Origin of the sequence: Kitasatospora sp. NPDC057692 (genome assembly GCF_042799475.1) — a bacterium.
Lineage (GTDB): Bacteria > Actinomycetota > Actinomycetes > Streptomycetales > Streptomycetaceae > Kitasatospora.
In genome coordinates, this window is sequence record NZ_JBHVIV010000149.1 from 1 (window position 1) to 11,673 (window position 11,673).

General features: G+C 68.5%; 10 protein-coding genes and 1 pseudogene. All 11 read right to left on the reverse strand.

Annotation, left to right across the window (positions count from 1 at the left end; translation table 11 throughout):
• Positions 1-233: ATP-binding cassette domain-containing protein (locus ACFVFS_RS39440; RefSeq protein ID WP_380629843.1), on the reverse strand; the 233-nt coding region annotated here is incomplete at its 3' end.
• A complete protein-coding gene (locus tag ACFVFS_RS39445) occupies positions 226-1,320 on the reverse strand; it encodes an ABC transporter ATP-binding protein (RefSeq protein WP_380629845.1) in 1,095 nt (364 codons plus the stop codon). The genes ACFVFS_RS39440 and ACFVFS_RS39445, both read right to left, overlap by 8 nt.
• Positions 1,321-1,335: 15 nt before the next feature.
• Positions 1,336-2,328: an ABC transporter permease gene (locus ACFVFS_RS39450; protein ID WP_380629847.1), complete on the reverse strand. Its 993-nt coding sequence runs from the start codon at positions 2,326-2,328 to the stop codon at positions 1,336-1,338.
• Positions 2,321-3,265 carry an ABC transporter permease gene (locus ACFVFS_RS39455; RefSeq protein WP_380629848.1) on the reverse strand — a complete coding sequence of 315 codons (945 nt, stop codon included), beginning with the start codon at positions 3,263-3,265 and terminating at the stop codon, positions 2,321-2,323. The genes ACFVFS_RS39450 and ACFVFS_RS39455 overlap by 8 nt, the downstream gene beginning before the upstream one ends.
• 93 nt (positions 3,266-3,358) lie before the next feature.
• The gene (locus ACFVFS_RS39460; RefSeq protein WP_380629849.1) at positions 3,359-5,005 is read right to left on the reverse strand and encodes an ABC transporter substrate-binding protein; all 1,647 of its coding nucleotides are present in this window, start codon (positions 5,003-5,005) and stop codon (positions 3,359-3,361) included.
• Positions 5,006-5,435: 430 nt separating this feature from the next.
• A complete protein-coding gene (locus ACFVFS_RS39465; protein WP_380629851.1) occupies positions 5,436-6,593 on the reverse strand; it encodes an ABC transporter ATP-binding protein in 1,158 nt (385 codons plus the stop codon).
• The gene (locus tag ACFVFS_RS39470) at positions 6,583-7,635 is read right to left on the reverse strand and encodes an ABC transporter ATP-binding protein (RefSeq protein ID WP_380629853.1); all 1,053 of its coding nucleotides are present in this window, start codon (positions 7,633-7,635) and stop codon (positions 6,583-6,585) included. The genes ACFVFS_RS39465 and ACFVFS_RS39470 overlap by 11 nt, the downstream gene beginning before the upstream one ends.
• Positions 7,636-7,650: 15 nt before the next feature.
• The gene (locus tag ACFVFS_RS39475; protein WP_380629856.1) at positions 7,651-8,565 is read right to left on the reverse strand and encodes an ABC transporter permease; all 915 of its coding nucleotides are present in this window, start codon (positions 8,563-8,565) and stop codon (positions 7,651-7,653) included.
• Between the two features lie 76 nt (positions 8,566-8,641).
• The gene (locus ACFVFS_RS39480) at positions 8,642-9,568 is read right to left on the reverse strand and encodes an ABC transporter permease (RefSeq protein ID WP_380629854.1); all 927 of its coding nucleotides are present in this window, start codon (positions 9,566-9,568) and stop codon (positions 8,642-8,644) included.
• A gap of 102 nt (positions 9,569-9,670) precedes the next feature.
• Positions 9,671-11,299 carry an ABC transporter substrate-binding protein gene (locus ACFVFS_RS39485; RefSeq protein ID WP_380629855.1) on the reverse strand — a complete coding sequence of 543 codons (1,629 nt, stop codon included), beginning with the start codon at positions 11,297-11,299 and terminating at the stop codon, positions 9,671-9,673.
• Positions 11,300-11,496: 197 nt separating this feature from the next.
• A pseudogene (locus ACFVFS_RS39490) lies at positions 11,497-11,673 on the reverse strand (peptide ABC transporter ATP-binding protein); the annotation flags it as partial.

Sequence of the window (11,673 nt, forward strand, 5' to 3'; positions counted from 1 at the left end):
CCCTTGAACAGCACCTGGCCGGAGGTCGCCGTCTCCAGGTGCATCAGCACCTTGGCGAGCGTCGACTTGCCGCAGCCGGACTCGCCGACGATGCCCAGCGTCTCGCCCTTCGCCAGCTCGAAGGAGACGCCGTCCACCGCCCGCACGGCGCCGACCTGCCGCTTGAAGACGATCCCCTGGGTCAGCGGGTAGTGCTTGACCAGGTCCTTGACCTCCAGGATGGGCTCAGCCATGGAGGGTCTCCTTCCAGAAGTGGCAGGCGCTCCGGCGGCCCGGCAGGTCGGCCCCCTCGGCGTCCAGCACCGGGACCAGGCGCGGGAGTTCGGTGCGGCAGACGTCCTGCGCCCGGTCGCAGCGCGGGTTGAACGCACAGCCGTCCGGGATCCGCAGCAGGCTCGGCGGCAGGCCCTGGATCGCGTACAGCTCCTGGCCCTTCTGGTCCAGCCGGGGGATCGAGTTGAGCAGGCCCCGGGTGTACGGATGGGCCGGGCGCGCGTAGAGGTCGTGCACGGGTGCGGTCTCCACGATCCGCCCCGCGTACATCACCGCGATCTTGTCGGCGACGTCCGCGACCACGCCCAGGTCGTGCGTGATCAGGATCAGGCCCATGTTGAACTCGGCCTGCAACTCGGCCAGCAGGTCCATCACCTGCGCCTGCACCGTGACGTCCAGCGCCGTGGTCGGCTCGTCCGCGATGATCAGGTCCGGCTCCAGTGCCAGCGCCATCGCGATCATAATGCGCTGGCGCATACCGCCCGAGAACTGGTGCGGGTAGTCGCCCACGCGCTGCCTGGCGGCGGGGATGCGCACCCGCTCCATCAGCTCGACGGCCTTCTCCCGGGCCTCCTTGCGGCCGGCGCCCTGGTGCACCCGGAACATCTCGCCGAGCTGGTAGCCGACGCTGAGCACGGGGTTGAGCGAGGAGAGCGCGTCCTGGAAGATCATCGCGATCTTGCGCCCGCGCACCGCCCGCCGGGCCTTGGCGCTCATGGTGAGCAGGTCCTCGCCCCGGAACCGGATCGAGCCGGCGGTGATCCGCCCCGGCGGCATGTCCAGGATGCCCATGATCGCCTGCGCGGTCACCGACTTGCCGGAGCCGGACTCGCCGAGCACCGCCAGCGTCTCCCCCGCCGCCACCGAGTAGCTCACCCCGTTGACGGCCTTGGCGACGCCGTCCCGGGTGTGGAACTCGATGTGCAGGTCGTCGACCTCCAGCAGCGGGGTGCCGGGTGCCAGGCTCTCCCGGCGCGCGCCCAGCACCTCCACCGCGTCCCGGCCAGCGCCGGAGCCGTCCTTCGCCGGTTGGGTCATGTCAGTCATGGTCCGCGGCCCTCCTCAGCGCAGCTTCGGGTCGAGGGCGTCGCGCACCGCGTCGCCGAGCATGATGAACGCCAGTACGGTGACGCTCAGCACGGCGGCCGGGAAGAGCAGCACGTGCGGGGAGTTCAGGAAGCGGGACTGGGCGTCGCTGATCATCAGGCCCCAGGAGATCGCCGGGGACTGGATGCCGATGCCCAGGTAGGACAGCGCGGCCTCGGCGCCGATGTAGACGCCCAGGTTGATGGTGGAGACCACGATCACCGGGGCGACGGCGTTCGGCAGGATGTGCCGGCTGACGATCCGCCCGGTGCCGGCGCCGAGTGCCCGGGCCGCCACCACGTAGTCGTTGTGCTTGTTGGACAGCACCGCCGAGCGCATCAGCCGGTAGATCTGCGGCCAGCCGAGCACGGCCATCACCGCGGAGACCGTCCAGGCGTTGCCCTTGCCCCAGGTCGACATGATCAGCATGCCGCCGAGCAGCAGCGGGATGGCGAAGAAGATCTCGGTGACGCGGGAGAGCACACTGTCGCCGACGCCGCCGATCCAACCGGCCCACAGGCCCAGGGAGCCGCCGACCAGCACCACCAGGGTGGTGGTCACCAGGCCGACGATGATCGAGTTGCGGGCGCCCCAGACGGTGCGGGTGTAGATGTCGCAGCCCTGGACGTCGAAGCCGAACCAGTGGTCGGCGCTGGGCCGCTTCAGCGAGTCGGTCAGATTGCAGAAGCCGCCGGAGCGCGGGTCGGCGTCGGTGAACAGCTGCGGCACGACCGCGAGCAGCACCATGAACACCACCAGGAACCCGCCGATCAGGAACAGCGGGTTGCGCCGCAGGTCCGCCCATGCGTCGCTCCAGAGGCTGGCGACCCGCTCGCTGCCCCTGCCGTCCTTGGCCGGGCCGTTCGCGGTGAGCGGGCCGGCCTCGGTGGCCGGTCCGTCCGCCGCGGCGCCGCGGGCCTGCCGGGGGATCGCCCCGCTGGCGTTCTCGTCCTTCGTCGGCTCACTCATAGCGGATCCTCGGGTCCAGGACGGCGTACAGCAGGTCCACCACCAGGTTGGCGAACAGGTAGACCATCACCAGGGCGCTCACGATGCCCACGACGATGGTGCGTTCCCGCAGGTAGACGGACTGGAAGAGCTGGTGTCCGACGCCGGGGATGTTGAAGATGCCCTCGGTGATGACCGCGCCGCCCATGAGGCCGCCGAGGTCCATGCCCAGGAAGGTCACGATCGGGATCAGCGCGTTGCGCAGCCCGTGCCGGACCACCACCCGCAGCGGGCTGAGCCCCTTGGCGACCGCCGTCCGGACGTAGTCCGCCCGCATGACCTCGATCAGGCTGGTCCGGGTGAGCCGGGCCACGTACGCCAGGGAGGTCGAGGCGAGGACGTAGCCGGGCAGCAGGTAGGACCGGAAGCCGGCCTCCTCGTTGAAGGAGACCGGGAAGAAGTCGATGCCGTAGTCGGTGTTGAGCTTCACCCCGAGGAGCAGCTGGAGCACGAAGCCGATCACGAAGACCGGGATCGAGATGACCATCAGGGTCGAGATCAGCACCACGTTGTCGATGAACCTGCCGCGCCGCAGGGCGGCGATGACACCGGCGGTGACGCCCACCACCATCTCGATGGCGAGTGCGACGAACGCCAGGTTGATGGTGTACGGGAAGGCCCGCTGCATCACGTCGACGACCTGGTTGCCGCGGTAGTCCTCACCGAAGTCGCCCTTGAACAGACCGGTGAGGTAGTCCCAGTACTGGATGAAGAACGGGTCGTCCAGGTGGTAGCGGTCCCGCAGGACCTGGACGACGGCGGGGTCCTGCCGCTTCTCACCGGCCAGTGCCGTGATGGGGTCGCCGGGCAGCAGGAAGACCAGTGCGTAGATCAGGAACGTCGCGCCGAGGATCACAGGTATGGCCTGGATGATCCGGCGGACCACATAGCGGCCCATGCGGTCTCCTCGTGATCGGGGCACGCCGGAGCCGGGCGGCGCGGGGGTTGCCCGCGCCGCCCGTCAGGGCGTACCGGTCGGACTGGGGGACGGTCAGGCGAGCTCGACGTTGGCCAGGTCGATGCGGTTCTGGGCGTCCACGACCACGTTCTTGACGGTCTTGGTGTAGGCGGCCGAGGTCATGTAGGTGTAGACCGGGATGTACGGCAGGTCCTTGATGAGGACGTCGTCGGCCTGCTGGTACAGCTTCAGGCCCTCCTCCTGGCTCTTCGCCTGGTCCGCCTGCGCCAGCAGCGACTCGAACTCCTCGTTGACGTAGCCGCCGTAGTTCGAGCCGTTCTCGATGGCGACCTTGGAGAAGATCGGCCGCAGGTAGTTCTCCATCGACGGGTAGTCCATCTGCCAGGCCATCCGGAAGGCACCGGAGAACTGCTTGGCGCCCAGCTCGTCGAGGATCTTGCCGAACTTCTCGAACGGCTTGAAGGTGACCTCGACGCCGAGGTTCTTCTTCAGCTGGTTGCCGACCGCCTCGATCCACTCCTTGTGGCCGCCGTCGGCGTTGTAGCCCAGCTCGATGGTGTTGTTCGGGACGCCGCCGGCCGTGGTGAAGAGCTCCTTGGCCTTGGCCGGGTCGAACTTCGCCGCGTCGCCCATGGCGCCCTTGCGGTAGCCCGGAATGATCGGGCTGATGAAGTCGTCGGCCGGGATGCGGGTGCCCGAGAAGATCTGCTTGGTGATCGACTCGCGGTCGATCGCCATCGAGATCGCCTTGCGGATCTCCGGCTTGCCGTAGGCGGCCGGGTTCGTCGCGATCGGGAAGCCGATGAAGCCGACGCCCGACTCCGGCTTGTAGATGTAGCGGTCGCCGAATTCCTGGGCGACGGTCGCCATCGCCGAGATCGGGAGCTTGTTGGTGATCTGGATGTTGTTGGCCCGGAGATCGTTGTAGGCCGTTTCCAGCTTGTCGTAAATCTTGAAGGTGACGGAATCCAGCTTGGCCTTTCCGTCCGACTCCGGGAAGTTCTCGTAGCGCTTGATCTTGATCTGCTGGTTGTGCTCCCACTTGCCGTCCATCTGGAACGGGCCGTTGCCGATGGGGAGCTCCTCGAAGGCCTTCCGGTCCTGGAAGAACGCCTTCGGCAGCGGGTAGAAGGCGGTGTAGCCCAGCATGACCTTGAACTGCGAGAACGGGGCGCTGAGGGTGACCGTGAAGGTCTTGTCGTCGACGACCTTGAGGCCCTTGAGCTTGTCGGTGGCCGGCTTCTTGTCCTTGCCCGGCGAGAGCTCCTCGGAGCCCTCGATCTTGGCGAAGAACGGCAGGCCCTCGGCCGCGTTGTCCTGGTTCGCGCCCCAGTTCCAGGCGTCGACGAAGGACTGGGCGGTGACCTTCTCACCGTTGTGGAAGGTGTAGCCGTCCTTGAGCTTGACCGTCCAGACCTTGCTGTCCGGGGACTCGATCGACTCGGCGACGCGCAGCTTCGGCTCGTTGGTCTTGCGGTCGTACTCGACCAGGCCGGCGAAGACCTGGGCGAGCACCTGGGCGCCCTCGGACTCCGCGGTGTTCTGCGGGACCAGCCCGTGCTGCGGCTCACCCGACTGGATGCTGATCGAGCCGCCCTTCTTGCCCGACCCGTTCGCCCCGTCCGAGGACTTCTTGTCACTGCCGGTGCTGCAGGCGGAGATCGCCAGCGCGGTACACGCCGCCAGCGCGGTCCAACGCATCGTCTTGGTGAGCCTCATTCAACTGCTCCTCGATTTAGGGGCTTACGAACGAACGGCGCCCCGTCACTCGGTGTACCGGGCACGACGGGGGTCGACATCTCAGGGCCGATCCGCACAGCTGGCGAGGTGACCACTGATACGCGCAGAGCAACTATCGATCAACCGACCCCTTCGGTGGAATCGCCGTCACATCTCTTTTCAATTACGGGCCGGGACCAACCCGTGACAATACTCGGCAATTCCGCCATTTCGCGCACGGAATCGTCAATTCCGCTTTCCGGATAACGGACCGGTGGCACCGGTATTCGAGCATTTACGAAGCGTAATGATCTATTCGGGCGAACGGCCGTCCGACCCCGCCGGAATTACCGCTGGTCGGCGGGTGGACAACAGAGGAGCGCGCCCTCCCTGAGGAGGACGCGCTCCGTGACGGGGCCGGGCCCCGGTGTCAACCGCTTTCCGGCCCGCCCCCGGCCTGGTCGTCCTCGGCCCGGCCTCCCCCGGCCTCGTCGCCTCCGGCCCGGTCCCCCCCGGCCTCGTCGCGTTCGGCCGCGAAGTGGCAGGCCGACTCATGGGCGGCCGCTCCGCTCAGCCAGCCCGGCACCGCCAGCAGCGGGACCTCCACCGCGCACCGCTCCTGCGCCTTCCAGCAGCGGGTGCGGAAGCGGCAACCGGACGGCGGGTTGGCCGGCGAGGGCACGTCACCCGTCAGCACGATCCGGTCCCGGCTCTCGCGCGCCGTCGGGTCGGGCACCGGGACGGCCGAGAGCAGCGCCTGGGTGTACGGGTGGGTGGCGTGGTCGTAGATCTCCCGGTCGCTGCCGATCTCCACCAGTTTGCCGAGGTACATCACGCCGACCCGGTCGGAGATGTGCCGGACGATCGAGAGGTCGTGGGCGATGAACATGTACGAGAGGTTGAACTCGCCCTGGAGCTGCTCCAGCAGGTTGATCACCTGCGCCTGCACCGAGACGTCCAGCGCGGAGACCGGCTCGTCGCAGATGATGATCTCCGGCTTGAGCGCCAGGCCCCGGGCGATGCCGATGCGCTGGCGCTGGCCGCCGGAGAACTGGTGCGGATAGCGGTTGATGTACTCCGGGTTCAGGCCGACGACGTCCAGCAGGTCCTGCACCGCCTTGCGGCGGTCGCCCTTGGGAGCCACCTCGGGGTGGATCTCGAAGGGCTCGCCGATGATGTCGCCGACCGTCATCCGCGGGTTCAGCGAGGTGTACGGGTCCTGGAACACCATCTGGATGTTCCGCCGCACCGCCTTCAGCGCCGACCCGGAGAGCCGCGAGATCTCCTCGCCCTTGTAGCGCACCGAGCCGCCGGTGGCCGGCTCCAGGTTCATCAGCACCTTGGCGAGCGTCGACTTGCCGCAGCCCGACTCGCCGACGATGCCCAGCGTCTCCCCCTGCATGAGGTCGAAGGAGACCCCGTCGACCGCCTTCACCGCGCCGACCTGCTTCTTGAACAGGACGCCCTTGGTCAGCGGGAAGTGCTTGACCAGGTCGCGGACTTCGAGGATCGGCTCGCCGCGCGCCACCTCCTGCTCGAAGGCGGCCTCCGCCGGCGACTCGACCGTGCCGGGCCCGTCAGCGGTCATGGAGGGTCTCCTTCCAGAAGAAGCAGGCGCTGCCCCGCCCGGCCAGCTCGGTGCCGTCGTCCTCGGTGACCGGGAACAGCTCCGGCACCTGCTGCCGGCAGATGTCCTGGGCGCGCGGGCAGCGCGGGTTGAACGCGCAGCCCGGCGGGATCCGCAGCAGGTTCGGCGGCAGGCCCTTGATCGCGTACAGCTCCTGGCCCTTCTGGTCCAGGCGCGGGATCGAGTCCAGCAGCCCGCGGGTGTACGGGTGGGCCGGGCGCGCGTACAGCTCGTGCACGGGTGCCGTCTCCACGATCCGGCCCGCGTACATCACCGCGATCTTGTCGGCGACGTCCGCGACCACGCCCAGGTCGTGCGTGATGAGGATCAGCCCCATGTGGTACTCGGCCTGCAGTTCGGCGAGCAGGTCCATCACCTGGGCCTGGACGGTGACGTCCAGCGCCGTGGTCGGCTCGTCCGCGATGATCAGGTCCGGCTCCAGTGCCAGCGCCATCGCGATCATGATGCGCTGGCGCATACCGCCGGAGAACTGGTGCGGGTAGTCGTTGACCCGCTGCTTGGCGGCGGGGATGCGCACCCGGTCCATCAGCTCGACGGCCTTCTCCTTGGCCGCCTTGCGCGAGCTGCCCTGGTGGGCGCGGAACATCTCGCCGAGCTGGAAGCCCACGCTGAGGACCGGGTTCAGCGAGGAGAGCGCGTCCTGGAAGATCATCGCGATCTTCTGGCCGCGGACCTTCCGCCGCTGTTCCTTGTCCATCTTCAGCATGTCCTGGCCGCGGAAGCGGATCTCGCCCCGGGGGATGCGGGCCGGCGGCATGTCCAGGATGCCCATGATCGCCTGTGCGGTCACCGACTTGCCGGAGCCGGACTCGCCGAGCACCGCCAGCGTCTCCCCGGCCCGGACGCTGTAGTTGACCCCGTTGACCGCCCGCGCCACCCCGTCCCGGGTGACGAACTCGACGTGCAGGTCCCGGACGTCGAGCAGCGGCCCCTCGTAGGGCGCCTCCCGCCGGGTCTGGCCGCTATCGACTGCTGTGGTCACGATGCGTCCCCTCGCTCAGCGCAGCTTCGGGTCGAGGGCGTCGCGCACCGCGTCGCCCAGCATGATGAAGGCCAGCACGGTGATGGAGAGCGCGGCGGCCGGGAAGAACAGGACGAACGGGGCGGTCCGGATCACCTTCTGGGCCGAGGAGATGTCGATGCCCCAGGAGATGGTCGGGTCCTGCAGACCGATGCCGAGGAAGCTCAGCGTCGCCTCGGTCGCGATGTAGCCGCCCAGCGCGATGGTCGCCACCACGATCACCGGGGCGACCGCGTTCGGCAGGATGTGGCGGAACATCAGCCGGCCGGTGCCGGCGCCGAGCGCCTTCCCGGCCACCACGAAGTCGGACTGCTTGACCGTCAGCACCGCGCCGCGCATGACGCGGGCGATCTGGGTCCAGCCCAGCACGCCCAGCGCGACCACCACCGTCCACACCGTGCGGACGGAGAAGGCGTTCAGCAGCACCAGCGCACCGAGCAGCAGCGGGATGCCGAAGAAGATGTCGATGATCCGGGAGAGCACCGCGTCCACCGTGCCGCCGAAGTAGCCGGCCACCATGCCGGTCAGCCCGCCGAGCACGGTGACCGTGGCGGTCACGAAGATGCCGACGGTGATCGAGGCCCGGGCGCCGTACACCACCCGGGCGTAGATCGAGCGGCCCTGGCCGTCGTAGCCGAACCAGCCCGCGCCGAAGAAGTCCGTCCAGTCCGGCCGCTTCAGGTAGTTGTTGACCAGGTCGGCCTTGCGCGGGTCGGCGTCGGTGAACGCCCCGGGGAAGATCGCCATCACGATCAGCAGGATGATCAGCACCGCCGAGATCAGGAAGATCGGCCGCCGCCGCAGGTCCCGCCAGGCGTCCCCCCAGAGGCTGCGGGCCTCCTCCCGCTTGCCCGGGTCGGGCTCGACCAGGGTCTCCTGCTCGACCGCCATGCCCTGTTCGCCGGCGTAGTCCAAGTGGTCGACCCCCGGCTTGGGATGCGGCTCGAAGGAGTTCTCGTCATGGACGTCAGGCATAGCGGATCCTCGGGTCCAGGACCGCGTAGAGCAGGTCGACGACGAGGGAGGCCACCAGGTAGACGATCACCAGCACGGTGACGATGCCGACCACGGTCGGCCCCTCCTTCTGGTTGATCGCCCGGTAGAGGACGTTGCCGACCCCCTGCACGTTGAAGATGCCCTCGGTGACGATCGCGCCGCCCATCAGCGCGCCGAGGTCGGTGCCCAGGAAGGTGACCACCGGGATCAGCGAGTTGCGCAGCAGGTGGCGGGAGACGATGGTGCGCCGGGGCAGGCCCTTGGCCACCGCGGTGCGCATGTAGTCGGCCCGCAGGTTCTCGCCGATCGAGGTGCGGGTGAGCCGGGCGACGTAGGCCAGTGACAGCGAGCCCAGCACGATCGCCGGGAGGATGAGCTGCGAGAGGTCCTTGGAGTCCTGGACCGTCGGGGTGACCCAGCCCAGGTTGGTCGCGAAGACCGTCTGGGCGATGTACGCCAGGACGAAGACCGGGATCGAGATCACCAGCAGGGTGAGGATCAGCACCAGGGTGTCCTGCAGGCTGCCGCGCTTCAGTCCGGAGACCAGGCCCAGCAGCAGCCCGAAGATCATCTCGAAGGCGAAGGCCAGCAGGGCCAGCCGGATGGTCACCGGGAAGGCGTCCGCCATGATGTCGGAGACCGGCCGGCCGGTGAAGCTGGTGCCGAAGTCCCCCTGGAAGAGGTTCCCCATGTAGTGCAGGTACTGCTTCCAGATCGGCTGGTCCAGGTAGTACTTGTGCTTGAGGTTGGCGACCACGGCGGGGTCCGCGGCCTTCTCCCCGAACAGGGCCGAGACCGGGTCGCCCGGCAGCGTGTAGACCATCAGGAAGATCAGCAGGGTGGTGCCGAAGAACACCGGGATCATCTGCAGCACCCGCCGCAGGACGTAACTGCCCATTCGAGCCTCCTTCCTGGAGACGTGATCAAGTGCCCGGGCCCCGCCCTCCGTGCGGGAAGGACGGGGCCGGCGCGGGGGACCAGGGGCGTTGACGGCGCCCGGTCAGCCCTTGACCTCGACCTGGGTCCAGGCCGGGTTGCCGAAGGAGTCGAACGCGACGTTCTGGACCTTGGTGGAGTAGCCCGAGTTGGTGCGGTAGTACCAGAGCGGGATGGCCGGCATGCCCTGGGCCAGTACGGCCTCGGCCTGCTGGTAGCCGGTCACCGTGTCGTTCACGCTGGGAGCCGCGTCGGCCTGGTCGGCGAGCTGGTCGAACTGCGGGTCGCTGTAGCCGAAGTCGTTGGACGCGGCGCCGGTGCGGTAGACGTCGGCGAGGAAGTTGGCGTTCAGCGGGTAGTCCTGCACCCAGCCGGTGCGGAAGGCGCCGTTGATCTGGTGGCCGGTGATCGCCGCGCGGGCCGTCTTGAAGTCCGGCTTCGGGTCGCCGACGCAGTCCACACCGGTGTTCTGCCGGATCGAGTTGCAGACCGCGTCGACCCACTCCTTGTGGCCGCCGTCCGCGTTGTAGGTGATGAGGATCTTGTTGTTGGGGACGCCGCCGCCCTCGGCGATCAGCTGCTTGGCCTTGGCCGGGTCGAAGGTGCAGTTGTCGCCGCACTGGCCGCTCTTGTATCCCTCGACGCCCTCGGCGACCCAGGCGGTGGCCGGCTTGCGGGAGCCCTGCAGCACCGTCTTGGTGATGGTGTCGCGGTCGATCGCCATCGACAGGCCCTGGCGCACCTTCGCCTTCTCCGGCGGGGCCCAGTCGGCCTGGTAGAGCGTGAAGCCGATGTTCTGGATGGCGCCCTGCGGGGCGTCGATCGCCCGGTCGCCCAGGTCGCTCTTGTAGGTGGCCAGGGCCGAGGGCGGCACCTGGTCCATCACGTCCAGGTTGTTGGACTGGAGGTCGGCGTAGGCCGCCTCGGCCGTGCTGTACATCTTGAAGACGATGCCGCCGTTCTTCGGCTTGTCCACGCCCTGGTAGTCCGGGAAGGCCTTGGTGACCACCTGCTGGTTGTGGTCCCAGCTGACGAACTGGTAGGCGCCGTTGCCGACCGGCTTCTGCCCGTACCCGGTGGGGTCGTTGTAGAAGGCGTCCGGCAGCGGGGAGAAGGCGATGTAGCCGAGCTTGTACTCGAAGTACGAGACCTTGTGGCTCAGCTTGACGGTGAAGTGCAGGTCGTCCGTGACGGTCAGCCCGGACATCTTGGTCGTGGTCGGCTGGCCGCTCTCCGGGTGGACGTCCTGGTAGCCCTCGATGTCGGAGAACCAGGAGCTGTTGATCTGGTTGTTGGTGGCGGTGGCGCCCCAGTTCCAGGCGTCCACGAAGTTCTTGGCGTGCACCGGGGTGCCGTCGTGGAACTTCCAGCCGTCCTTCAGGGTGATCGTGAAGGTCTGCGAGTCACTGGTGTCGATCGTGTCCGCGACCTGCATCCGGATCTTCGCGTTCGACGGGTCGTAGTCGACCAGGCCCTTGAACAGGTTCTGCAGGATGCGCCCGCCGCCGGTCTCGTTGGCGTTGGCCGGTTGCAGCGCGTTCTGCGGCTCGCTGCTCTGGTAACTGAAGGTCTTGCTGTTGTCCGACGAGCCGCTGCTGCCGCCCCCGTCGCTGCTGCTGCTGCATCCACTGGCCACCAGGGCCACGGACGTCGCTGCGGCGAGGACCCATCGAGCACGGGTGGCCACGGGCATGGAGGTCCCTCCTCAAGGTGTGTGACGCATCACACCCCATGAGAAGCTCGGCCGCCCGGCGGCGCGAGTGCGGTACCCCCGGACGGGTGCACCCGCCGCGACGGCCGTTGACGCCCCGACAGGCCCCGCGCGCGAACGCCGGAGGGGCCCGCGCCGCGAACGGCAGCGGGCCCCTCCGGGCGGGAACGGGCGGGCGGTCAGGCCGCGGCCGTCTCCCGGACGGCGGCGAAGTGGCACGCCGACTGGTGCTTGGCCGGGCCGCTCAGCACCTCGGGCACCGCCAGCAGCGGGACCTCGGTCGAGCAGCGCTCCTCCGCCTTCCAGCAGCGGGTGCGGAAGCGGCAGCCGGACGGCGGGTTGGCCGGCGACGGGAT

Coding starts and splice junctions, on each gene's coding strand:
- ACFVFS_RS39455 (WP_380629848.1), bottom strand. CDS start 3,265: ATGGGCCGCTATGTGGTCCGCCGGATCATCCAGGCCATACCTGTGATC.
- ACFVFS_RS39480 (WP_380629854.1), bottom strand. CDS start 9,568: ATGGGCAGTTACGTCCTGCGGCGGGTGCTGCAGATGATCCCGGTGTTC.
- ACFVFS_RS39450 (WP_380629847.1), bottom strand. CDS start 2,328: ATGAGTGAGCCGACGAAGGACGAGAACGCCAGCGGGGCGATCCCCCGG.
- ACFVFS_RS39475 (WP_380629856.1), bottom strand. CDS start 8,565: ATGGCGGTCGAGCAGGAGACCCTGGTCGAGCCCGACCCGGGCAAGCGG.
- ACFVFS_RS39485 (WP_380629855.1), bottom strand. CDS start 11,299: ATGCCCGTGGCCACCCGTGCTCGATGGGTCCTCGCCGCAGCGACGTCC.
- ACFVFS_RS39460 (WP_380629849.1), bottom strand. CDS start 5,005: ATGAGGCTCACCAAGACGATGCGTTGGACCGCGCTGGCGGCGTGTACC.
- ACFVFS_RS39465 (WP_380629851.1), bottom strand. CDS start 6,593: ATGACCGCTGACGGGCCCGGCACGGTCGAGTCGCCGGCGGAGGCCGCC.
- ACFVFS_RS39445 (WP_380629845.1), bottom strand. CDS start 1,320: ATGACTGACATGACCCAACCGGCGAAGGACGGCTCCGGCGCTGGCCGG.